Source organism: Agromyces allii (assembly GCF_009749385.1).
Classification (GTDB): Bacteria; Actinomycetota; Actinomycetes; order Actinomycetales; family Microbacteriaceae; genus Agromyces; species Agromyces allii.
Genome location: NZ_WBIN01000005.1, coordinates 123,335 through 145,297, shown reverse-complemented (window position 1 = coordinate 145,297; position 21,963 = coordinate 123,335). Strand labels below are relative to the sequence as shown.

Genomic DNA, 21,963 nt, shown 5'->3' with positions numbered 1-21,963 from the left:
CCCGGATGACCACTGAAACAGCCCCCGCCACCCGCCCCGAGGGCGCGAAGCCCGTCGGCGCATTCGACCGCTTCTTCCAGATCACCGAACGCGGTTCGACCGTCGGCACCGAGGTGCGCGGCGGCCTGGTGACGTTCATCACGATGGCGTACATCGTCGTCCTCAACCCGATCATCCTGTCGGCCGGCACCGATGTCGCGGGCAACAACCTCGCCTTCCCGGCCGTCGCGGCGGTGACCGCCCTCACCGCCGGCGTGATGACGATCCTCTTCGGCCTCGTCGCCCGCCTGCCGTTCGCCTTCGCCGCCGGCCTCGGCATCAACTCGTTCCTCGCGTTCAGCGTCGTCGGCCAGGTCACCTGGCCCGAGGCGATGGGCCTCGTGGTCATCAACGGCCTCATCATCGTGCTGCTCGCCGCCACCGGCCTGCGGCGACTGATCTTCGACGCCGTGCCGTACGAGCTCAAGATCGCGATCACGGTCGGCATCGGCCTCTTCATCGCGTTCATCGGCTTCGTCGACGCGGGCCTCGTGACGGCGACCGGCCAGAACTCCCCGCCCGTCGGGCTCGGCATCGGCGGCTCGATCGCGACCGTGCCCACGCTCGTCTTCATCGTCACGCTGCTGCTGACCGGCGTGCTCGTCGCCCGCAAGGTCAAGGGCGCGCTCCTCATCGGCCTCGTCACCGGCACGGTGCTCGCGGTCGTCATCGAGGCGATCTGGCACCTCGGCTCGAGCGTCGACAACGACGGCGGCTGGGGCCTCTCGGTTCCCGCGCTGAACGGCAGCCTGTTCGCGGTGCCCGACCTCAGCCTCGTCGGCGACGTGAGCTTCGACTTCAGCAAGGTCGGCTTCCTGACGGTCATCATGCTCGTCTTCACGCTCGTCTTCACGAACTTCTTCGACGCCATGGGCACGATGACGGGCCTGTCGAAGGAGGCCGGCCTGGCCGACGCGAAGGGCAACTTCCCGCGACTGAAGAGCGCGCTCATCGTCGAGGGCGTCGGCGCGGTCGCCGGTGGCTTCACCTCCGGCTCGTCGAACACGGTCTTCATCGAGTCGGGTTCCGGCATCGGCGAGGGTGCCCGCACGGGCTTCGCGAACGTCGTCACCGGCGTGCTGTTCCTGCTCGCGATGTTCCTCACGCCGCTCGCGCAGATCGTGCCGAGCGAGGTCGCCGCGGCGGCCCTGGTCATCGTCGGTGCCATGATGATGTCGCAGATCCGCGACCTCGACCTGAGCCAGTTCTCGGTGCTCCTGCCCGTGTTCCTCACGGTCGTGATCATGCCGCTCACCTACTCGATCGCGAACGGCATCGGTGCGGGCTTCGTCGCCTGGGTCGTCGTGCGTTCGCTGTCGGGCAAGGCGAAGACCATCAGCCCGCTGCTCTGGATCGTCGCAGCAGGCTTCGTGCTCTACTTCGCGCGCGGTCCGATCGAGGCGCTCTTCGGCGCCTGAGCACCGCTTCGAACGACGGATGCCCCGCGGCCGGCCGGCCGCGGGGCATCCGTCGTTCGTGCTGCCCGGCGCGGTCAGCCGGCGCGGTCGGCGCCTTCGGTGCCCTCGGGGTGCGACGTGTCGCGCACGTCGTCGGTGCCGCGCGCCCGGCCGATGGCCGACATCAGGTGGAAGATCACGATCGCCGCGATCGTGCCGAGCGCGATGCCGTTGAACGAGACCCCGCCGATCGCGAACGTGAAGTCCGCGATGCCGATGATGAGCGCGGTCGCGGCCGTGAACTGGTTCACGGGCCGTGAGAAGTCGACCTTGTTGTCGACCCAGATCTTCACGCCGATGATGCCGATCAGGCCGTAGAGCGCCGTCGTCACGCCGCCGAGCACGCCCGGCGGGATCGTGTTGATGACGGCGCCGAACTTGGGGGAGAGGCCGAGCAGGATCGCCACGACGCCCGCGACCCAGTACGCCGCGGTCGAGTACACGCGCGTCGCGGCCATCACGCCGATGTTCTCGCCGTACGTGGTCGTGCCCGAGCCGCCGAAGAACCCCGCGATGGTCGTCGCGAGCCCGTCGGAGAACAGCGCGCGACCGGTCGAGCGGTTGATCGAGGCATCCGTCATCTGCGCGACGCCCTTGATGTGGCCGACGTTCTCGGCGACGAGTACGAGCACGACGGGCAGGAACGCGGGCAGGTAGCCCCAGATCGAGGCGTCGGCGAACGGGTTCGACGGCAGGTGGAAGGTCGGCAGGCCGACCCATGCGGCCGCCTCGATCGGTGCGTAGTCGACCTGGCCGAGCAGCGCCGCGACGACGTAGCCCAGCACGACGCCCACGAGGATCGACATGCGGCCGAGCAGGCCTCGGAACAGCACGCTCGAGATGATCACCGCCGCGAGCGTGACGAACGCGGTGAGCGGCTCCTGCATGAAGTTGTCGCGGGCCGCGGGGGCGAGGTTGAAGCCGATGAGCGCGACGATCGCACCGGCGACGACGGGCGGCATGAGCGCGTCGATCCATCCGGTGCCGAGCCACTGCACGATGAGGCCGATCGCCGCGAGCAGCACACCGACGACGACGATGCCGAAGAGCGCCGCACCCATGGGGTCCGCGACGTTCTCGGCGGCCAGTGCGGCCGTGATCGGGGCGATGAAGGCGAAGGACGAGCCGAGGTAGCTCGGCACCTTGTTCTGCGTGATGACGAGGAACAGGATCGTGCCGATGCCGGAGAAGAACACGGTCGTCGCGGGCGGGAACCCGGTGAGGATCGGCACGAGGAAGGTCGCGCCGAACATCGCGATCACGTGCTGTGCGCCGAGTCCGATCGTGCGGGGCCAGCTGAGCCGTTCGCCGGGGGCGACCACCTGCCCCGGCAGCACGTGCTTGCCGTCGCCGTGCAGGGTCCAGGTGAAGTTCATCTCGCTCCGTTCGATCGCGACCCCTGGGGGATCCCTCAGAGCGTATCGGGGGGTTTGCCCCATATCTCGGAGCGGGCGCGGCTCGTAGCGTTGAAGCAACACCACGAACAGGAGCATTCCCATGACCACCACTGCCACGACCACCGCACCGGCCTCGTACGGCCAGGTTCCCTCGGCGTCCGCCGTCGCGACGGAGTCGAACGGCTTCAGCATCTCGAGCCTCGTGCTCGGCATCGTCTCGATCTTCGCGAGCTTCACGTTCTTCGTGCCCGCCGTCGGCCTCGTGCTCGGCGTCATGGCGCTGAAGCGCGAGCCGGCCTCGCGCACCATGGCCATCTGGGGCATCGTGCTGAACGCGGTCATGCTCGCAGGCACCGTGCTCGTCACCCTCGGCGCGCTCGTGTTCGGCCTCGTGATGCTGCCGTTCGCGTTCATCTGATCCGCCGCTCCGCCAAGCGGCTGCGGCCCGAGCGGCCGGTCGATCCGACCGGCCGATCGGCGCGTCCGGACGATCGATCGGGATCGACGGCGCACTCAGGATCCGGTCGGGATGCCGCGGGTAGGCTCGATCACGAACCGACCCGGAGGTGTTCGTGACGACGTCGTCAGACAATCCAACCGCTACCCGAACCGAGACCGACTCGCTCGGCACGGTCGAGGTTCCCGCCGAGGCCTACTGGGGCGTGCACACGCTCCGGGCCCTCGAGAACTTCCCGATCTCGAAGCGACCGATCTCGGTCTATCCCGAACTCGTGATCGCGCTCGCCGCCGTCAAGCAGGCCGCGGCACGCGCCAACCACGACGTCGGCGTGCTGAACGATCGGAAGGCCGCGTACATCGACGAGGCCTGTCAGCGCATCATCGACGGCGCGTACCACGAGCAGTTCGTCGTCGGCGTGATCCAGGGCGGTGCGGGCACCTCGACGAACATGAACGCGAACGAGGTCATCGCGAACGTCGCGCTCGAACTCGCGGGGTACGCCAAGGGGCGCTACGACATCCTGCACCCCATCGACGACGTGAACCGCAGCCAGTCGACGAACGACACGTACCCGACCGCGCTCAAGGTCGCGATGACGTACTCGCTCACGACCATGCTCGACGAGCTCGAGCTGCTGCGCCGCTCGTTCAGCGCCAAGGGGCGCGAGTTCCACGAGGTGCTGAAGGTCGGCCGCACCCAGTTGCAGGATGCCGTGCCAATGACGCTCGGCCAGGAGTTCCACGGGTTCGCGACGACGCTCGGCGAAGACCTCGAACGCCTCCGCGAGACGATCAAGCTGCTCGGCGAGGTCAACCTGGGCGCCACCGCCATCGGAACCGGCATCACCGCCGACCCCGGCTACGCCGGACGAGCGGTCGCCCACCTCAGCACCATCACCGGGCACCAGCTCGTCACCGCGCCCGACCTCATCGAGGCGACGAGCGACACGGGCGTGTTCATGACCTTCTCGAGCGCGCTGAAGCGCAGCGCGATCAAGCTCTCGAAGATCTGCAACGACCTGCGCCTGCTCTCGTCGGGCCCGCAGGCGGGCTTCGGCGAGATCAACCTGCCGCCCAAGCAGGCCGGATCCTCGATCATGCCCGGCAAGGTCAACCCGGTGATCCCCGAGGCCGTGAGCCAGGTCGCCTACGCGATCGCGGGCGCCGACCTCACCGTGACCATGGCCGCCGAGAGCGGGCAGCTCCAGCTCAACGCCTTCGAGCCGGTCATCGCGCACTCGCTGCTGCAGTCGATCACGTGGATGCGCCAGGCCTGCTGGACTCTGCGCGTCAACTGCGTCGACGGCATCACGGCCAACACCGAGCGCCTCGCCGGCATGGTCGCGTCGAGCGTGGGCGTCATCACGGCGCTCATCCCGTTCATCGGGTACGGCGAGGCATCCGCACTGGCGAAGCTCGCGCTCGCGACCGGCCGACCCGTCGCCGACCTCGTGGTCGAGGCCGGGCTCATGACGCGCGAGGCCGTCGAGGCGCAGCTCGTGCCCGCGAAGCTGTCGGGCATCGGCCCGATCACGCAGGCGATCCCGGTGATCGAATTGCAGGGCGAACCCTCGGAGTGAGGTTCGCGTCGCGGCGGCCCTGCGGGGTCGCCGCGTGCGCCGGTCGGGCGCGGTTCAGTGGTCGGGCCCGGTTCGACCTCCGGGTCAGATGACGCGGCAGTGGGTCGTGAGCGAACCGATGCCCTCGACGCTCACCGTGACCGTCGAGCCGTCGCGGAGGAAGACCGGAGGCTTGCGAGAGTAGCCCGCACCGCCGGGGCTGCCCGTCGAGATGAGCGTGCCCGCGGGGATCGTCGCCGAGCGCGACAGCAACGAGATGATCTCGGCGACGCTGCGCACCATCTCGGCGGTCGAGGCGTCCTGCATGATGCTGCCGTCGAGGTTGGTCGTGAGCCACAGGTTCTGCGGGTCGGGGATCTCGTCGGCCGTGACGACGACCGGGCCGGTGGGGGTGAAGCCGTCGAACGACTTGCAGCGCGACCACTGCGCCTCGCTGAACTGGATGTCGCGGGCCGTGATGTCGTTGACGACGGTGTAGCCCCACACGTAGTCGAGGGCGTCGCGCGTGTGCACGCCGCGTGCCGGTCGGCCGATGATGACGCCGAGCTCGGCCTCGTAGTCGACCTGCTGGGTCAGGTCGGCCGGCCACGTGGTCGTGGCGCCGTGGGCGGTCAGCGAGTTCGGCCACAGCGAGAAGATCGTCATCGCGGTCTCGGAGCGGAGCTTCAGCTCGGAGGCGTGGGCCGCGTAGTTCGCGCCGATCGCGATGACCTGCGCGGGACGCAGCACGGCCGAGGAGTGCCGCAGATCGGCGACTCGGTGGCGGGGGAGCGCGCCGGCGGAGGGTGCGTCGGCGCCGGGCTCGGGGGCGAGCTCGTCGACCGATGGGCCCCGCGGGTCGTCAGCGGTGCCCGCGGCCGTGGACGGGTCTGCTTCGCCGACGGCGGCGCGAACCCGGGCGAGGCCCTCGGGCCCCTGCTCGATGAGGTCCTGGAGATCGCGCGGCGCACGCCGCATGATCTCGTCGAGGAAGATCGCGGACTCGCCGTCGACCACCGCGAGTCGGGGAATCGTCTGGCCGTCGACTCTGAGGTGCGCAAATCTCACCTGTCTAGGCTAACGGGCCGAATCGGGCTGAACCTGTGCGAGATGTACAAGATCCGATGAAGCAGACGACACGATGTCGATGTGGCACGGCCGCGACCCTGCGCTCGCTGCATCCGATCGGGTCACCGCGAACATCCGAACTCTCTTGGGTGTTTCGAAGGATTTCGACACATAATCGGCCTCGAAGAACTCTTGACGTCAGAGACATCGGATGTTTATGCTCATTGAGCCCACGAAAGGACCTCATGAGCACGATCGTCAACGTTGACACCACGGACATCCGCTTCCCGACCTCGCTCCAGCTCGACGGGTCGGACGCGATGAACCCCGATCCCGACTACTCGGCGGCCTATCTCACGATCGCCACCGACGCGGGCGACGGCCTCGAGGGGCACGCCTTCGTGTTCACGATCGGCCGGGGCAACGACGTGCAGGTCGCCGCACTCGATGCGCTCCGCGGCCACCTGCTCGGGCAGGACGTCGACACCCTCCTCGACGACATGGGCGCGACATGGCGGCTGCTCGCGCACGACTCGCAGCTGCGCTGGCTCGGCCCCGAGAAGGGCGTCATGCACATGGCCATCGGTGCGGCCATCGACGCGCTCTGGGACCTCAAGGCCAAGCGCGCCGGCCTGCCCCTCTGGCGGCTGCTCTCGCGCATGACGCCCGAGCAGCTCGTCGACGTGGTCGACTTCCGCTACCTCTCCGACGCGCTCACCCGTGATGACGCGCTCGAGATCCTCCGTGCCGCAGAACCGGGTCGGGCCGCCCGCGAGGCCGAACTGCTCGCGGTGGGGTACCCCGCCTACACGACGAGCCCCGGCTGGCTCGGGTACTCCGACGAGAAGCTCGAGCGGCTCTGCCGCGAGGCCGTGGCCGACGGCTTCCCGCAGATCAAGCTGAAGGTCGGCAGCGACCTGGCCGACGACCGCCGTCGGCTCGCGATCGCCCGCGCCGCGGTCGGCCCCGAGTTCCCGATCGCCATCGACGCCAACCAGCGATGGGACGTCGCCGACGCGATCGCCTGGGTCACGGCGCTCGCCGAGTTCGACGTGGCGTGGATCGAGGAGCCGACGAGTCCCGACGACATCCTCGGCCACGCCGCCATCGCGCGCGGCGTCGCACCGGTCCGCGTCGCGACCGGGGAGCACGTGGCCAACCGCGTCGTCTTCAAGCAGCTGCTGCAGGCCGGCGGCATGGCCGTCATGCAGATCGACGCGACCCGCGTCGGCGGCGTGAACGAGAACATCGCCAATCTGCTGCTCGCCGCGAAGTTCGGCGTGCCGGTGTGCCCGCATGCGGGCGGCGTCGGCCTCTGCGAGGCCGTGCAGCACCTCTCGATGTTCGACTTCGTCGCCGTCTCGGGGACGATGGACGGCCGCATGGTCGAGTTCGTCGACCATCTGCACGAGCACTTCGTGACTCCCGTCATCGTCGAGCGCGGGCGCTACCTGGTGCCCGAGGCACCTGGCGCCGGCACCGAGATGCACCGCGCGTCGATCGAGGAGTACACGTGGCGCGGCATCCGCGTCGGCGAGGTGCCGGCATGACTTCCGCCGAGACATCCGTGCCCCTGCTCGACCTGCGAGGGGTGAGCAAGGGGTTCCCGGGCGTGCAGGCGCTCGACGACGTGCACCTCGAGCTGCATCGCGGCGAGGTGCTCGCGCTCGTCGGCGAGAACGGCGCCGGCAAGTCGACGCTCATGAAGCTCCTCGCCGGCATCTACATCCCCGACGCCGGCAGCTTCCGGCTGAACGGCCGGGAGATCGTCATCGAGGGGCCGAAGCATGCGCAGGAGCTCGGCATCTCGATCATCCACCAGGAGTTCAACCTCATGCCCGACCTCACGGTCGCGCAGAACATCTACATCGGCCGGGAGCAGCGTGCCGCCGGCTTCTTCCTCGACGAGCGAAGCCTCAACCGTCGCGCGCGGAAGCTGTTCGAAGGGCTCGGCCTCGCGCTGGACCCCACCGAACGCGTCGAGCAGCTCACGGTCGCGAAGCAGCAGATGGTCGAGATCGCGAAAGCGCTCTCGTTCGACGCGAAGGTGCTCATCATGGACGAGCCGACCGCGGCGCTGAACGACGCCGAGGTCGACGTGCTGTTCGAGCTCATCGGCCGCTTCAAGCGTCCCGACACGGGCGTGATCTACATCTCGCACCGCATGGAGGAGCTCACGCGCATCTCCGACCGCATCACGGTGCTCCGCGACGGGCGCAACGCCGGCACCCGCATCACCGCCGAGACCGACCAGCGCGAGGTCATCTCGCTCATGGTCGGCCGCGAGATCTCGGGCGAGCAGCGCCCGGTGCCACGGGCCATCGACGGCGAGCCCGTGCTCGCGGTCTCGGGCCTCTCGACCCGCTCGCTGCTCCGCGACGTGAGCTTCGAGGTGCACGCCGGCGAGATCCTCGGGTTCGCGGGGCTCATGGGTGCCGGGCGCACCGAGGTCGCGCGAGCGATCGTGGGCGCCGATCCGCGCGAGTCCGGCGAGATCCGCATGCACGGCCGACCGGTCTCGATCGGCAACCCCGCCGAGGCGTCACGGCACGGCATCGGCTACCTCTCCGAGGACCGCAAGCACCTGGGCGTGCTGCTCGAACGCAGCGTGCGGGAGAACATCGTGCTCTCCGCGCTGCGCGACTACACCTCGACCCTCGGATTCGTGAACGACACCCGCATCGAGGCGACCGGTCGCGACTACATCGAGAAGCTCCGCATCAAGACCCCGTCGAGCGCCCAGCTCGTGCGGAACCTCTCTGGCGGCAACCAGCAGAAGGTCGTCATCGCGAAGTGGCTGGCGAAGGACTGCGACGTGCTCATCTTCGACGAACCGACGCGCGGCATCGACGTCGGTGCGAAGGAGGAGATCTACGCGCTGCTCAAGGGCCTCGCCGAGCAGGGCAAGGCCATCGTCATGATCTCCTCCGAACTGCCCGAGGTGCTGCGCCTCTCCGATCGCATCGCGGTCATGGCCGAGGGCCGGCTCACGGCGATCCTCGACAACGCGGATGCCACGCAGGAGAACCTCATGGACTACGCAACCCGATTCTCGAGTGAAGGAACGATCGCATGACCAGCCCCACCGTGACCCCGCCGAAGCCCGACCGGGATCCGTCGACGACGGCCTTCGCCGCGATCGACAAGGGTGCGACGCCTCGGTTCGCGCGCATCCGAGGTTCCCTGCAGCAGCTCCTCGCGTTCGCGAGCCTCATCCTGATCGTGCTCGTCTTCTCGCTCGCGAGCCCGCACTTCTTCACGACGAACAACCTCGTCTCGATCCTCACGGCGGCGACCGTCACGGGCATCCTCGCGCTCGGCACGACGTTCGTCATCATCACGGGCGGCATCGACCTCTCGATCGGCACCGGCATGGTGCTCTCGGGGGTCATGGCGGGCGTGTTCCTCACCTACCTCGGGTGGCCGCTCTGGGCCGGCGTACTGGCGACGATCCTGTTCGGCGGGCTCATCGGCCTCATCAACGGCGTGAACATCTCGGTGCTCGGCATCCCGCCGTTCATCGCGACGCTCGGCATGATGCTGATCGCGGCCGGCCTCTCGCTCGTGATCTCGGGAACCAAGCCGATCTACTTCAAGGACCACCCCGACTTCCAGTCGATCATGAACCTGTCGATCATCCCCGGCATCCGGTTCCCGCTCGGCGTCGCGATCTTCATCGTGATGATCGTGGTCGCCGCCGTGCTGCTCTCGAAGACGATCCTCGGCCGCTACACGTTCTCGATCGGTTCGAACGAGGCGGCGACGGCGCTGTCGGGCGTCAACGTCCGCCGCTGGAAGATCATCATCTACACGCTCGCCGGGCTCTTCGTCGGCCTGGCCGGCGTGCTCAGTGCCTCGCGACTCTCGTCGGCGCAGCCCACCGGCGGCATGGGCCTGGAACTCGAGGCGATCGCCGCGGTCGTCATCGGCGGCACGTCGCTGCAGGGCGGCAAGGGCTCCATCGTCGGCACCGTCATCGGCGCGCTCATCATGGCCGTGCTCACCAACGGCCTGCGCATCATCTCGGTGCCGCAGGAATGGCAGTCCGTCGCCGTCGGCGTGGTGATCCTCGTCGCGGTGTACCTCGACATGCTGCGCCGCCGACGCGCCTGACCGAAACGACCGTCGCCCGAGACATCCGGGCGACGGGAGCACAGACCGCACCACCCCTCACCACCACACCCCGCACCATCCGCACCACCACCACACCACACACATCCGAACACCAAGGAGTGATCATGTTCAAGAAGCGCACGATCGGCACCGTCGCCGGTCTCATCGCTGCAGCCCTGGTTCTCGCGGGCTGCGCCGACAGCGGTTCGTCGGGCGGCGATGGCGCAAGCGGCGACAAGCCGTACATCGCCCTCGTCTCGAAGGGATTCCAGCACCAGTTCTGGCAGGCCGTGAAGTCGGGCGCCGAGCAGGCGGCCGAGGAGTTCGACGTCGAGATCACCTTCGAGGGCCCCGACACCGAGGCCGACGTCGACCAGCAGATCCAGATGCTGCAGACGGCGCTCGACAAGAGCCCCGCGGCGATCGGCTTCGCCGCACTCGACAGCCAGGCCGCCGGGCCGCTGCTCCAGCAGGCGAAGGACGGCAACATCCCGGTCATCGCGTTCGACTCCGGCGTCGACAGCGACATCCCCGTGACCACCGCCGCGACCGACAACCTCGCCGCCGCCGCCGAGGCCGCGAAGCACATGGCCGACGCGATCGACCACGAAGGCAAGGTCGCACTCGTCGTGCACGACCAGACCTCGGTCACCGGTCAGGAGCGCCGCGACGGCTTCGTGCAGTACATGGAGGAGAACGAGCCCGACATCGAGATCGTCGACATCCAGTACGGCGGCGGCGACCAGGCCAAGTCGGCCGACCTCGCCAAGGCGATCATCGCCGCGAACCCCGACCTGAAGGGCATCTACGGCTCGAACGAGGGTTCTGCGATCGGCGTCGTGCAGGCCGTCAAGGAGCTCGGCATCGACCCCGCGACGCTCGCGGTCGTCGGCTTCGACTCGGGCAAGGCGCAGATGGACGCGATCCGCGACGGGCTCATGATCGGCGCGATCACACAGAACCCGGTCGGCATCGGCTACGAGACCGTGAAGGCGGCCGTCGAGGCGATCGACGGCAAGGACCTGCCGAAGACCATCGACACGGGCTTCTACTGGTACGACGTCTCGAACATCGACGACGACGAGATCCAGGCCGTGCTCTACGAGTAGGCCGGCTCTCAACGAGGGGGCGTCGACGAGAGTCGGCGCCCCCTTCGGCGTGCCGGCGGTCGAGTTCCCGGCGCGGCATCGGGCGGGGCGGGGCGTCGCGGTCCTGATCCGAGCGAGCGGATGCCGCGGGCCGCCGCAGCCCCGAGCGTCGCCGTTCTGCCGTTCAGCCGCGGCTGTCGTCGACGTCGGGGCTCAGAGTGCCGAGCGCAGCCACTGCTCGACGCCGCTGACGTGCACGACCGTGAGCGCCTGTGCAAGGTCTGCGTCGCCGGCGGCGATCGCATCGAGGATCGCGTGGTGCTCGTGGAGTGTGCGGTCGACGGCGCTCTCCTCGGTGATGCCGCGCCAGACGCGGGCGCGCACCGTGTGCCCCGAGAGGGAATCGATCAGGCTCGCCAGGTAGGCGTTGCCGGTGGCCTCGGCGATGCCGCGGTGGAACTCGAGGTCGTGCGTCACGAGGCCCTCGACGTCGGTCGCCTCGTCGACGCTCGTCACGACCGTGCGCAGGCGCTCGATCGTCTCGGCGTCGGCGTTGCGGGCGGCGAGCGATGCCGCCGCGGGCTCGAGGATGCGGCGCACCGCGAAGATCTCGAGCACCGACTGGTCGTCGTGCAGGTCGATCACGAACGACATCGCCTCGAGGAGCAGGCGCGGTTCGAGACTCGTCACGTAGGTGCCGTCGCCGCGGCGCACATCGAGCACGCGGATCACCTCGAGCGCCTTGACCGCCTCGCGGAGCGAGGAGCGGGAGAGCCCGAGTCGATCGCTCAGCTCCTTCTCGGGTGGGAGTCGATCTCCGGGAGCGAGCTCGCCGGTGAGGATCATCTCCTTGATCTTCAGGATCGCTTCGTCGGTGACCGCCATTCGTGCATCGTAACGCGGGGCCGCCCAGAAATCCGTGCAGACATCGGATCTTTACCTCTGGCGCGCCGCCGAGGTCAGGCTGAGCGCCAGAGGTGCATCGACGCGTAGCTGCGCCAAGGGGCCCAGCGGGCCCCGTATGCGGCGAGATCGCGCGGTTCGCTAGGGAGTCCGAGGTTCGCAGCGCCGTTGCGCAGGGCGAGATCGCCCGTGAGCAGCACGTCGGGCGCCCCGGTGACGCGCATGGCGACGTAGCCGGCGGTCCACGGACCGATGCCGGGGATCTCGAGCAGCCGCGCCTCGAGGTCGTGCCGCTCGCGGTCGGATGAGACGACGAGGTCTCCGTCGGCGAGACGGGCGGCGACGTCGACGATCGTGCGGATGCGGGCGGCCGGCCCCCGCAGCACCTCGGCACCGTGCTCGGCGATGGCCGCCGCGGTCGGGAAGAGCGCGTTCAGCTCCTCGTCGCCGGCGACGTGCTCGCCGAGCTCGGCCGCCAGGCGGCTGAGCGCCGTGCGCGCCGCAGCCACCGAGATCTGCTGCCCGATGAGGGCGCGGAACACGAGTTCGTGCGGGTCGAGGCATCCGGGAACGCGGATGCCGGGCACGGCGGCGACGGATGCCGCGAACGCGGGCTCGGCGGCGAGCGCGGCGTCGATCGCGAGCGCGTCGGCGTCGAGGTCGAAGAGGCGGCGCACGCGTGCCACGAGCGGTGGGAGGTCGCCGAGTCCGGTGAGGCGCGCCTCGATCTCGATGCTGGGGGAGTGCGCGTCGCCGCCGGGGGCGAAGGCCACGAGCGCGGGGCCGCCCGGTAGCCGAAGCGTGCGGCGGAACCGCGGCGAGCCATCGGCGGACACCGTCGACGACTCGACGCCCGCGACCGTGCGCGCGGCGAGCCAACCGAAGACGCCCGCCGCGTCGAACGGCGCGCGGGCCGGCAACCTCAGGCGAACGACGCCCGCGCCGGGGTCGGCTGCCGCATCGGTCGTGGTCTCGAGCGCGACGCCCGACGAACGTACGGTGACCAGGTCGACCGGCGCCCCGCCAAGCCCCGACGACGGACTGGCGGATGCTCCGGTCGAGAGGCCGCCCACCCGCTCGTGCACGCGGGCGGCCGCGCGGACCTCGAGCGGACTGCGCTCGTAGACCTCGCGGATCGTGTCGTTGAACTGGCGGATGCTGCCGAAGCCCGAGGCGAACGCGACATCCGCCACGGGAAGGGCCGTCGAGGTCAGCAGTGCCCGGGCGGTCTGCGCCCGGTGCGCACGTGCGAGCGCGAGCGGCCCGGCCCCGAGCTCGGCGGTGAGCACGCGCGTGAGGTGACGCGGCGTGTAGCCGAGACGTGCGGCGAGCCCGGGAACGCCCTCGCGCTCGACGACGCCGTCGGCGATGAGGCGCATGGCGCGTGCTGCGAGGTCGTCGCGCAGGTTCCACTCGGGGGAGCCCGGCACGGCGTCGGGCAGGCAGCGCTTGCACGCGCGCAGCCCGGCCTCGTGCGCGGCGGCCGCAGTGAGGTAGAAGGTCACATTCGACGGCTTGGGGGAGACCGCCGGGCAGCTCGGGCGGCAGTAGATGCCCGTCGAGTGCACGCCCGTGATGAACTGCCCGTCGAAGCGGGCGTCGCGCGCCTGCATGGCGCGGTAGCGCTCGGCGAACACGGGGTCGTCGACGGTCGTGTCGCTGAGCACGCGTCGTGCGGTGGTCGGGCTGGGCATGACACCACCCTCGCATGCGCCACCGACATCGATCAGCGGGAATCGGACATCAGCGCCGGGCCAATAGGCTGGGCCGCATGCCATCCGATGTGCTCTCCCGACTCGCGGCCGCACTCGGCGCGCGCGTCTCGACGGCGCCCGCCGAGCTCGAGGCCGTGCGCGAAGACCGGTCGGGCTGGCGCGGCGCGCACCGCCCGCTCGCGGTCGTGCACGCGGCATCCGTCGACGAGGTGCAGGCGGTCATGCGCATCGCCCACGAGACGTCGACGCCCGTCGTCGTGCGCGGCGCCGGCACCGGGCTCGCGGGCGGCGCCATCGCGAGCGCCGGTTGCCTCGTGCTCGACCTCTCTGGTCTGAACCGCATCCTCGAGATCTCCGAGGCCGACGAGCTCGCGGTCGTCGAGGCGGGCGTGCTGAACGGCGATCTCGCCGACGCGGTCGCGCCGCTCGGCCTCTGGTACGCGCCCGACCCCGCGAGCCGTGCGATCTCGTCGATCGGCGGCAACATCGCCACGAACGCCGGGGGCCTGCTCTGCGCCAAGTACGGCGTCACGCGCGAGTCGGTGCTCGCGCTCGCCGTGGTGCTCGCCGACGGGCGCCTGCTGCGCACGGGCCACCGCACGGTCAAGGGGGTCACGGGGTACGACCTGACGGCGCTGATGACCGGCTCGGAGGGCACGCTCGGCATCATCGTCGAGGCCACCGTGCGCCTGCGGCCGCTGCCGTCGGGCGAGGTCGTCACGATCGCGGCGGCGTTCCCCGACGTCGAGGCGGCCGCCGCGGCATCCGCTGCCGTCACCGCCTCGCGCGTGCGGCCCGCGATGCTCGAACTCATGGATGCCGCGGGCATCGCGCGCGTGGCCGCCCACCTCGGATCCGACGCCCTCGCCGGCACCCCGCTCGCGACGCTCGCCACGGGCGAGGCGTTCCTGCTCGCGCAGACCGACCAGGCCGGCGCGGTCGCCGAGGCCGACTCGATCGTCGAGACCTTCGCCGCCGCCGGCGGTCGCGTGAGCCGGTCGACGGATGCCGCGTCGGGCGAGCGGCTCGTCGCGATCCGTCGGGCGTGGCACGGCGCGCTCGCTGCGCGCGGGCAGGTGCTCATCGAGGACGTGGCGGTGCCGCGCTCGCGGCTGCCCGAGATGTTCCGCGCGATCGAGCGCATCGGCGCCGAGCACCGGCTCGAGATCCCGACGCTCGCGCACGCGGGCGACGGCAACCTGCACCCGAACTTCGTGTTCGAGGGCGACCCGGGCGAGGCGCCCGAGCACGTGTGGGCCGCGGCCGATGCGATGTTCCGCGAGGCGGTCGCGCTCGGCGGCACGCTCACGGGCGAGCACGGCGTCGGCGTGCTCAAGCGCCGATGGTTGGCCGACGAGCTCGGCGACGACCAGTACGACCTGCAGCGCGGGATCAAGGCGCTCTTCGACCCGACCGGCATCCTGAATCCGGGCGTGATGTTCGCGGAGACCGGAATGCCCGAACAGCCCAGAACCCCAGAAGAGCCCCGAATGCCCGAACAGCCCCGAACGCCCGAGGAGAACCGATGACCGGACCCGTTCCCGGCGAGTACCGATCCGGACCGGCGGTGAACCCCGGGCCGTCGCCGCAGGCGTTCATGCCGCCTCCGCCGCCGGCCTCGGTCGTCGTGCCGCTACGCCGAGGGGCGGGCGTGTTCGCGCCCATCGGCATCACGGTCGCGGTGATCGTCGGTCTGCTGGTCGTCGCGTACTTCGCCGTCGCGCTCGGGGTCTCGACGCTCCTGATCGGCAGCCTCCTCGCGCTCGTGCCCCTCACGATCGTGCTGCTCGCCGTGCGCTGGATCGACCGCTGGGAGCCCGAGCCGCGCTGGGCGCTCTGGTTCGCGTTCCTGTGGGGTGCGGCGGTGTCGGTCGCGATCGCCCTCCTCGTCGACACGGGCGTGCAGCTCGCCATGGCCTTCGCGCTCTCGACCGGGCCCGACGAGGCGATGCAGGCGGTCGTGCAGGCGCCGCTCGTGGAGGAGGTCGCGAAGGGCCTCGGCGTGCTGCTGCTCTTCACGTTCTCGCGCAGCCACTTCGACGGCCCGGTCGACGGGCTCGTCTACGCCGCGACCGTCGCAGCAGGGTTCGCGTTCACCGAGAACATCCTCTACTTCGGGTCGGCGCTCATCGAGGGCGGCGGCGCGGCGCTCGGCGCGACCTTCGTCGTGCGCGGACTGTTCTCCCCGTTCGCCCATGTGCTCTTCACGGCGTGCACGGGCCTCGCGATCGGTCTGGGGGCGCGACGCACGCGCGGCCCCGGCATCCTGATCTGGTTCCTCGGCGGGCTGGCCTGCGCGATCGCGCTGCACGCGCTCTGGAACGGGTCGCTCACGTTCGCCTCCGACGCGGTCGCGCTCTACCTGCTCGTGCAGGTGCCCATCTTCGTCGCGGCCATCGTGCTCACGGTGCTGCTGCGCCGTCAGGAGCGCCGCATCACGCGCGACCGGCTGCTCGAGTACGCCGCCGCCGGCTGGTTCAATCCCGACGAGGTCGAGGGGCTCGCCTCGCCCGCGGGTCGCAGCGCCGCGCTCGCCTGGGCGCGGTCGCAGACCCCGCCTCGCACGTCCCAGGTCAAGGCGTTCATCGCGGATGCCACGCGCCTGGCGTTCACGCGACAGGCCATCGTCACCGGCCGGGCCGATGCCCGACGCCTCGCCGACGAGCGGGAGCTGCTCGACCTCGTCGCGGCCGACCGGCGCGCGATCTCCGGGCCCGGACGCTGACGGCCCGGGCGACGACGACCCTGCCACTGCCGCTCCAGGGCACCGCGACGTAGGATTGCCGCATCCTGATTGACGGCGATCGGAGTCGGCATGCCCGTGCCGCAGTACCCGCAGAGTTCGATGCTGCGCGATCGGCTGCTGCATCTGCAGGAAGACGCGATCGCGGCGGGCTCCGTGTCGCCCGTGCTGCGGCCCGTCGTGCGCGAGTCGTGGGAGCGCGCGATCCGCGGGGCCATCGATCCCGACCGGGCGCTGCCGCGCATCGACCTCGACGAGGGTGCGTTCCGCGACTACCGCGCGGCACACGCGCTCGCACCGGTCATGCCCGTCATCCGTCGCCTGCTCGTCGAGGGCGCCGACGAGTCGGGCCTCGTCGTGGCGATCGGCGACGCCCACGGGCGCCTGCTCTGGGTCGAGGGCGACGCCGGCCTTCGCCGTCGGGCCGAGGACATGCTCTTCGTCGCCGGCGCCGACTGGTCGGAGGCGAGCGTCGGCACGAGCGCCCCGGGCACCGCCCTCGCGCTCGATCGGGCCGTGCAGATCCGCGGGGCCGAGCACTACAACCGCATCGTGCACCCCTGGAGCTGCACCGCAGCCCCCGTGCACGACCCGGCGACCGGCGAGTTGCTCGGCGTCATCGACATCACGGGCACCGATCTCGCGGTCGCGCCCCACACGCTCTCGCTCGTGTCGGCGACGGTCGCCGCGGTCGAGGCCGAGCTGCGCATCGCCCGGCTCGAGTCGAGCGTCAAGGCGACGATCCGCCGTTCCCGCGTGCGCGCGGTCGCCGCGCCGAAGACGACCCCGACCGCCCTCACGGTGCTCGGCGAGCGACGTCCCCGGCTCGGGTCGACCGAGCTCAGCCCGCGTCACGCCGAGATCCTCACGCTGCTGGCGTGGCATCCGCGCGGGCTCGGCGCCGAGCGCCTCGCCACGCTGCTGTCGGAGCGCGACGTGTCGCCCGTCACGGTGCGCGCCGAACTCGTGCGCCTCCGCCGCGTGCTCGAGTCCGCCGGCGAACCGCAGCTCGAGTCCCGGCCATACCGCCTCGCCCGTGAGGTCGACCTCGACGCCACCGCCGTCGCGAACCTGCTCGCGCGCGGGTCGCTGCGCCGCGCCGCCGAACGCTACGCCGGGCCGGTGCTGCCCGCCTCGACGGCGCCCGGGATCGTCGAGATCCGCGACGAGCTCGCCGGTCGCCTGCGCGAGTCCATGCTGTCGGATGCCGCGGCCGACGTGCTCGCCACCTACGCCGACCGCGACGAGAACCGCCAGGACGCCGACGTCTGGCGGGCGCTCCTGGGCGTGCTGCCTCCGCGCTCCCCGCGCCGGGCCTCGGTCGTGGCGCACCTCGAGCGCCTCGAGGCCGCACAGCGCTGAGGCGAGGCATCCGCTCGTTTGAGCGGGCTTTGGCCGCCGAATTCAGGAGATTCGGCTCACCAGGCGCTCTCAGAGGCCCGGCACCCGGGATCTCCTGAATTTCGCATCGGACTCGCCGCCTCATCACGCGCGCCGCCCCGCGGCATCCGCGACCCTGAGCAGACTCCTGCGCGACGTCGTTGCAACGCACCTGCAACCCTCGGGCAACCCGGTCGCAACGGGCGCGCGCCTACCGTGACTGGCAACCCCCGCACCGAGCGCCTGCCCGGTGCGGGGGAACCAGACAACAGGGCAACCCGCAACTGGGCAACCAGACAATGACGTCACGAGGAGACACGATGACCGTGTACGCCGCGCCAGGCACCGCCGGCGCTTTGATCGAGTTCAAGCCGCGCTACGAGCACTTCATCGGCGGCGAGTGGGTCAAGCCAAAGGAGGGTGCCTACTTCGAGAACATCTCGCCCGTGAACGGCCGGCCGTTCACCGAGGTCGCCCGCGGCACGGCCGCCGACATCGACGCGGCGCTGGACGCCGCGCACAAGGCCGCGCCGGCATGGGGTCGCACGAGTGCCGCGAAGCGCGCCGCGGTGCTCAACGCCATCGCCGACCGCATCGACGCGAACCTCGAGCTGCTCGCGGTCGCCGAGACGTGGGACAACGGCAAGTCGATCCGCGAACCGCTGAACGCCGACCTGCCGCTCGCGAGCGACCACTTCCGCTACTTCGCGAGCCTCATCCGCGCGCAGGAGGGCAGCTTCACGCAACTCGACGAGGACACCGTGGCGTACCACTTCCACGAGCCGCTCGGCGTGGTCGGCCAGATCATCCCGTGGAACTTCCCGCTGCTCATGGCCGTGTGGAAGCTCGCTCCCGCGCTCGCCGCGGGCAACGCGGTCGTGCTGAAGCCCGCCGAGCAGACGCCCACGTCGATCCTCGTGCTCATGGAGCTCATCGCCGACATCCTGCCGCCGGGCGTCGTCAACGTCGTGAACGGCTTCGGCGTCGAGGCGGGCAAGCCGCTCGCGTCGTCGAACCGGATCCGCAAGATCGCGTTCACGGGGGAGACCACGACCGGCCGCCTCATCCTGCAGTACGCGTCGAACAACATCATCCCGTCGACCGTCGAGCTCGGCGGCAAGAGCCCGAACATCGTCTTCGAGTCGGTCGCCGACCAGCGCGACACGTTCTACGACAAGGCGCTCGAGGGCTTCAGCCTGTTCGCGTTCAACCAGGGCGAGGTCTGCACCTGCCCGAGCCGCTCGCTGATCCAGAAGTCGATCTACGACACGTTCCTCGACGACGCGATCGAGCGCACGAAGCTCGCCAAGCAGGGCAACCCGCTCGACACCGAGACCCAGGTCGGCGCGCAGGCGTCGAACGACCAGCTCGAGAAGATCCTCAGCTACATCGACATCGGCAAGCAGGAGGGGGCCAAGCTGCTGCTCGGCGGCGAGCGCGCCGACCTCGGGGGCGACCTCAGCGAGGGCTACTACGTGCAGCCCACGATCTTCGAGGGCCAGAACCGCATGCGGCTCTTCCAAGAGGAGATCTTCGGCCCCGTCGTCGCCGTCACGAGCTTCACCGACTACGCCGACGCCATCGAGATCGCGAACGACACCCTCTACGGGCTCGGCGCGGGCGTCTGGAGCCGCAACGGCAACGAGGCGTACCGGGCCGGCCGCGACATCCAGGCCGGTCGCGTGTGGGTGAACAACTACCACGCGTACCCCGCCGGCGCGGCCTTCGGCGGCTACAAGTCGTCGGGCATCGGCCGCGAGAACAACAAGGCCGCGCTCGACCACTACCAGCAGACGAAGAACCTCCTGGTCAGCTACAACGAGAACCCGCTCGGGTTCTTCTGAGCCGCCGAGCCCGTCGAATGGGTGCCGCGATGAGTGCTGACACGCCGGGGATCGGGTCCCTCGGCAGGATCGTCGCCTCGATCACGGTGGCAGGGGAGCGGATGCCGCGGGTGGAACTCTCGCCCGCGGCATCCGACCTGCTCGTGATGCTCTGGGGCAAGTACGGCCCGCTCATGTTCCACCAGTCGGGCGGATGCTGCGACGGCAGTTCGCCCATGTGCTACCCGGCCGGCGACTTCATCACGAGCGACGCCGACGTGCTGCTCGGCGAGCTCGACCTCGGGGCGGATCCGTCGGGGCCGCCCGACGCCGCACCGCGCGTCGTGCCGTTCTGGATGTCGGCCGAGCAGTTCGCCTACTGGCGGCACACCTACCTCACCGTCGACGTCGTGAAGGGGCGCGGCAGCGGGTTCTCGGTCGAGGCGCCGGAGGGCGTGCGCTTCCTGATCCGGTCGCGGCTCATGGAGGAGTGACGCAGGTTCGCGGATGTCGCTGCTCGCCGGAGATGGAGAAACCGAGCCGAGCCGAACCGGACATAGAGAAACTCGCCGCCCTGCGGTGTGGCATAGCCGACGACTCTGCGGGGCGACGAGTTCTCAGGCATCCAGAGTGCGACATGTTCGCAGTCAGCGCAAGAGGGGAGTGGACGCTTGTCCGGACCGGGTGCCTCCGATTGGATGGATGCATGACTGACACGAACAGCAAGCCCGAGATCGACGCTCCCGAGGGCCCCGCCCCCGTAGACCTCGTCATCGAGGACATCGTCGTCGGCGACGGAGCCGAGGCGACCCCCGGCTCCACGGTCGACGTGCACTACCTCGGTGTCGAGTACGACACCGGTGACGAGTTCGACTCCTCGTGGAGCCGCAACCAGTCGATCAACTTCCCCCTGCAGGCGCTCATCGCCGGCTGGCAGGAGGGCATCCCCGGCATGAAGGTCGGCGGCCGCCGCAAGCTCATCGTGCCGCCGCACAAGGCCTACGGCCCCGCCGGCGGCGGACACCGCCTCTCGGGCCAGACCCTGATCTTCGTGATCGACCTGCTCGGCGTGAGCTGAGCCGAGCGCACCGCATCACCTGAATCGCACGAAGGCCGACGCGCATCGCCCGTCGGCCTTCGTCGTATCCCACAGTCCGTTCGGCCTGCGGCACCCGCCCGGCTACGATCGGCGGGTGCCGATGACGTTCACTCCCTACCTCGTGCTGTGCGCCGTTCACCTCGTGCTCCTCGAGACGGGTCCGGACTGGTCGGTGACCGCCACCAAGGCGCTGCTCATGCCGCTGCTCGCGCTGGGCGTGGTGCTCGCGACTCGGGGCTCGGGCCTGAAGACCCCCTGGCTGCTGCTCGTCGTGATCGGGCTCTCGTGGGCCGGCGACGTCGCGCTGTCGTTCGACGGCATGTTCGTCGTCGGTCTCGGCGCGTTCCTGCTCGCCCATGTGGCGTACATCACGGTGTTCGTGCGGATGCCGGGTGGCGGGCCCTCGGACGGAGCGCCCTCGGGCGGCCGCATCCGTCCGCCGCTCTGGGCCCTCGTCTACGTCGCCTGGTTCGCCGGATTCCTCGCGCTGCTCGGCCCGCACACGGGCGTGCTGTTCGTACCCGTCGCGCTCTACGGACTCGTGCTGGGGCTCATGGCGGCATTCGCAGCGAGTCGCGGCCCGGTCATGGCGATCGGCGGTGCGCTCTTCGTCGTCTCGGACTCGGTGCTCGGGCTCGGCCGGTTCCTGCCGGGCTACGAGTTCGCCGTCTCCGGGTTCGACCTGCACGACCTCACGGTCATGTCGACCTACCTCGCGGCGCAGCTGCTCATCTCGATCGGGGTGCTCGCGGCGCTTCGCGCTGCGGCTCCGTCGTCTCGCGAACCCGGTCGACGAGCTGTCGCCACGGCCCCGTGAGCTGACGTTCGGCGAGGGTCGCCTCGGTGGCCTTCGGCTCAGCGCCTTTCGGCCCTGCGGGGTTCGGTTCAGCGGCCGTCGGATCGGTCGTGCCGGCCGCGGGGTGCCGGGCTTCGGCGGGCTCGCACCGGATGTCCCATGTGAAGCGGTCAGGCTCGGCCGGGGCCGCCGGCACGTCGTCCCAGGGGATCTCCTCGATCAGCACGAACCAGTCGTCGGCGTCGGGCTGGTCGTCGACCTTCACATGCCAGGTCAGGCGGATGCCGGCAAGGCCGCCGCTGCGGGCCACGAAGACGTCCATGC

General features: G+C 70.3%; 19 protein-coding genes and 1 pseudogene. 15 read left to right on the top strand and 5 right to left on the bottom strand.

All coding sequences use genetic code 11. The features are described 5' to 3' along the window. Positions 1-5 precede the first annotated feature (5 nt). The gene (locus GQR16_RS07965) at positions 6-1,457 is read left to right on the top strand and encodes an NCS2 family permease (protein ID WP_157414631.1); all 1,452 of its coding nucleotides are present in this window, start codon (positions 6-8) and stop codon (positions 1,455-1,457) included. 74 nt (positions 1,458-1,531) lie between these two features. Here GQR16_RS07965 and GQR16_RS07960 read toward each other — a convergent pair whose 3' ends face one another. Beyond that, positions 1,532-2,872 carry a uracil-xanthine permease family protein gene (locus tag GQR16_RS07960; protein ID WP_157414630.1) on the bottom strand — a complete coding sequence of 447 codons (1,341 nt, stop codon included), beginning with the start codon at positions 2,870-2,872 and terminating at the stop codon, positions 1,532-1,534. 121 nt (positions 2,873-2,993) lie between these two features. Here GQR16_RS07960 and GQR16_RS07955 point away from each other — a divergent pair, with 121 nt between their 5' ends. Both GQR16_RS07955 and GQR16_RS07950 read left to right on the top strand, forming a co-directional pair. Further along, positions 2,994-3,311 carry a DUF4190 domain-containing protein gene (locus tag GQR16_RS07955; protein WP_157414629.1) on the top strand — a complete coding sequence of 106 codons (318 nt, stop codon included), beginning with the start codon at positions 2,994-2,996 and terminating at the stop codon, positions 3,309-3,311. A 154-nt stretch (positions 3,312-3,465) separates the two neighbouring features. After that, a complete protein-coding gene (locus GQR16_RS07950; protein ID WP_211373469.1) occupies positions 3,466-4,932 on the top strand; it encodes an aspartate ammonia-lyase in 1,467 nt (488 codons plus the stop codon). Positions 4,933-5,016: 84 nt separating this feature from the next. Here the strand turns inward: GQR16_RS07950 and GQR16_RS07945 are convergent, their stop codons facing one another. Further along, a complete protein-coding gene (locus tag GQR16_RS07945) occupies positions 5,017-5,979 on the bottom strand; it encodes a fumarylacetoacetate hydrolase family protein (protein WP_246200639.1) in 963 nt (320 codons plus the stop codon). Between the two features lie 245 nt (positions 5,980-6,224). On the opposite strand from GQR16_RS07945, the gene GQR16_RS07940 reads away from it, so the two are divergent. From GQR16_RS07940 to GQR16_RS07925, 5 genes and pseudogenes are all read left to right on the top strand, one after another. Next, positions 6,225-7,529 carry an enolase C-terminal domain-like protein gene (locus GQR16_RS07940; RefSeq protein WP_157414625.1) on the top strand — a complete coding sequence of 435 codons (1,305 nt, stop codon included), beginning with the start codon at positions 6,225-6,227 and terminating at the stop codon, positions 7,527-7,529. A 101-nt stretch (positions 7,530-7,630) separates the two neighbouring features. Continuing rightward, a pseudogene (locus tag GQR16_RS20175) lies at positions 7,631-7,993 on the top strand (ATP-binding cassette domain-containing protein); the annotation flags it as partial. Beyond that, positions 7,988-9,055 (top strand): sugar ABC transporter ATP-binding protein, encoded by a 1,068-nt coding sequence (locus GQR16_RS07935; RefSeq protein ID WP_425482617.1) that lies wholly within the window; start codon positions 7,988-7,990, stop codon positions 9,053-9,055. The pseudogene GQR16_RS20175 and the gene GQR16_RS07935, both read left to right, overlap by 6 nt. Continuing rightward, the gene (locus GQR16_RS07930; protein WP_157414622.1) at positions 9,052-10,092 is read left to right on the top strand and encodes an ABC transporter permease; all 1,041 of its coding nucleotides are present in this window, start codon (positions 9,052-9,054) and stop codon (positions 10,090-10,092) included. The genes GQR16_RS07935 and GQR16_RS07930 overlap by 4 nt, the downstream gene beginning before the upstream one ends. A 125-nt stretch (positions 10,093-10,217) precedes the next feature. Beyond that, a complete protein-coding gene (locus tag GQR16_RS07925) occupies positions 10,218-11,201 on the top strand; it encodes an ABC transporter substrate-binding protein (protein ID WP_157414621.1) in 984 nt (327 codons plus the stop codon). Positions 11,202-11,393: 192 nt separating this feature from the next. Here GQR16_RS07925 and GQR16_RS07920 read toward each other — a convergent pair whose 3' ends face one another. Both GQR16_RS07920 and GQR16_RS07915 read right to left on the bottom strand, forming a co-directional pair. After that, the gene (locus GQR16_RS07920) at positions 11,394-12,065 is read right to left on the bottom strand and encodes a FadR/GntR family transcriptional regulator (RefSeq protein WP_157414619.1); all 672 of its coding nucleotides are present in this window, start codon (positions 12,063-12,065) and stop codon (positions 11,394-11,396) included. 74 nt (positions 12,066-12,139) lie between these two features. Next, positions 12,140-13,777: a DNA-3-methyladenine glycosylase 2 family protein gene (locus GQR16_RS07915; RefSeq protein WP_157414618.1), complete on the bottom strand. Its 1,638-nt coding sequence runs from the start codon at positions 13,775-13,777 to the stop codon at positions 12,140-12,142. 77 nt (positions 13,778-13,854) lie between these two features. Here GQR16_RS07915 and GQR16_RS07910 point away from each other — a divergent pair, with 77 nt between their 5' ends. From GQR16_RS07910 to GQR16_RS07880, 7 genes are all read left to right on the top strand, one after another. Further along, positions 13,855-15,327, top strand: coding sequence for an FAD-binding oxidoreductase (locus GQR16_RS07910; RefSeq protein WP_157414616.1), 1,473 nt, complete (start codon positions 13,855-13,857; stop codon positions 15,325-15,327). Beyond that, a complete protein-coding gene (locus tag GQR16_RS07905) occupies positions 15,324-16,523 on the top strand; it encodes a PrsW family intramembrane metalloprotease (protein ID WP_246200637.1) in 1,200 nt (399 codons plus the stop codon). The genes GQR16_RS07910 and GQR16_RS07905 overlap by 4 nt, the downstream gene beginning before the upstream one ends. A 90-nt stretch (positions 16,524-16,613) precedes the next feature. Continuing rightward, complete coding sequence (locus GQR16_RS07900) at positions 16,614-17,903, top strand: GAF domain-containing protein (protein WP_157414615.1); 1,290 nt, start codon at positions 16,614-16,616, stop codon at positions 17,901-17,903. 338 nt (positions 17,904-18,241) lie between these two features. After that, positions 18,242-19,765: an acetaldehyde dehydrogenase ExaC gene (gene exaC / locus GQR16_RS07895; RefSeq protein WP_157414614.1), complete on the top strand. Its 1,524-nt coding sequence runs from the start codon at positions 18,242-18,244 to the stop codon at positions 19,763-19,765. 101 nt (positions 19,766-19,866) lie between these two features. Continuing rightward, positions 19,867-20,238, top strand: coding sequence for a DUF779 domain-containing protein (locus GQR16_RS07890; protein ID WP_246200655.1), 372 nt, complete (start codon positions 19,867-19,869; stop codon positions 20,236-20,238). 212 nt (positions 20,239-20,450) lie between these two features. Next, positions 20,451-20,822: an FKBP-type peptidyl-prolyl cis-trans isomerase gene (locus tag GQR16_RS07885; RefSeq protein ID WP_067877843.1), complete on the top strand. Its 372-nt coding sequence runs from the start codon at positions 20,451-20,453 to the stop codon at positions 20,820-20,822. Positions 20,823-20,943: 121 nt separating this feature from the next. After that, complete coding sequence (locus GQR16_RS07880) at positions 20,944-21,660, top strand: lysoplasmalogenase (protein WP_157414611.1); 717 nt, start codon at positions 20,944-20,946, stop codon at positions 21,658-21,660. Here the strand turns inward: GQR16_RS07880 and GQR16_RS07875 are convergent. Next, entirely contained in the window at positions 21,572-21,961 is a 390-nt protein-coding gene (locus GQR16_RS07875) for a protealysin inhibitor emfourin (protein ID WP_157414610.1), read from the bottom strand. The genes GQR16_RS07880 and GQR16_RS07875 overlap by 89 nt on opposite strands. Positions 21,962-21,963: the final 2 nt, after the last annotated feature.

Excerpts from the sequence above, each read along its gene's own strand:
- GQR16_RS07965 (WP_157414631.1), top strand. The coding sequence starts at position 6 with ATGACCACTGAAACAGCCCCCGCCACCCGCCCCGAGGGCGCGAAGCCC.
- GQR16_RS07960 (WP_157414630.1), bottom strand. The coding sequence starts at position 2,872 with ATGAACTTCACCTGGACCCTGCACGGCGACGGCAAGCACGTGCTGCCG.
- GQR16_RS07955 (WP_157414629.1), top strand. The coding sequence starts at position 2,994 with ATGACCACCACTGCCACGACCACCGCACCGGCCTCGTACGGCCAGGTT.
- GQR16_RS07940 (WP_157414625.1), top strand. The coding sequence starts at position 6,225 with ATGAGCACGATCGTCAACGTTGACACCACGGACATCCGCTTCCCGACC.
- GQR16_RS07935 (WP_425482617.1), top strand. The coding sequence starts at position 7,988 with ATGGTCGAGATCGCGAAAGCGCTCTCGTTCGACGCGAAGGTGCTCATC.
- GQR16_RS07930 (WP_157414622.1), top strand. The coding sequence starts at position 9,052 with ATGACCAGCCCCACCGTGACCCCGCCGAAGCCCGACCGGGATCCGTCG.
- GQR16_RS07925 (WP_157414621.1), top strand. The coding sequence starts at position 10,218 with ATGTTCAAGAAGCGCACGATCGGCACCGTCGCCGGTCTCATCGCTGCA.
- GQR16_RS07920 (WP_157414619.1), bottom strand. The coding sequence starts at position 12,065 with ATGGCGGTCACCGACGAAGCGATCCTGAAGATCAAGGAGATGATCCTC.
- GQR16_RS07915 (WP_157414618.1), bottom strand. The coding sequence starts at position 13,777 with ATGCCCAGCCCGACCACCGCACGACGCGTGCTCAGCGACACGACCGTC.
- GQR16_RS07910 (WP_157414616.1), top strand. The coding sequence starts at position 13,855 with ATGCCATCCGATGTGCTCTCCCGACTCGCGGCCGCACTCGGCGCGCGC.
- GQR16_RS07905 (WP_246200637.1), top strand. The coding sequence starts at position 15,324 with ATGACCGGACCCGTTCCCGGCGAGTACCGATCCGGACCGGCGGTGAAC.
- GQR16_RS07900 (WP_157414615.1), top strand. The coding sequence starts at position 16,614 with ATGCCCGTGCCGCAGTACCCGCAGAGTTCGATGCTGCGCGATCGGCTG.
- exaC (WP_157414614.1), top strand. The coding sequence starts at position 18,242 with ATGACCGTGTACGCCGCGCCAGGCACCGCCGGCGCTTTGATCGAGTTC.
- GQR16_RS07890 (WP_246200655.1), top strand. The coding sequence starts at position 19,867 with ATGCCGCGGGTGGAACTCTCGCCCGCGGCATCCGACCTGCTCGTGATG.
- GQR16_RS07885 (WP_067877843.1), top strand. The coding sequence starts at position 20,451 with ATGACTGACACGAACAGCAAGCCCGAGATCGACGCTCCCGAGGGCCCC.
- GQR16_RS07880 (WP_157414611.1), top strand. The coding sequence starts at position 20,944 with ATGACGTTCACTCCCTACCTCGTGCTGTGCGCCGTTCACCTCGTGCTC.
- GQR16_RS07875 (WP_157414610.1), bottom strand. The coding sequence starts at position 21,961 with ATGGACGTCTTCGTGGCCCGCAGCGGCGGCCTTGCCGGCATCCGCCTG.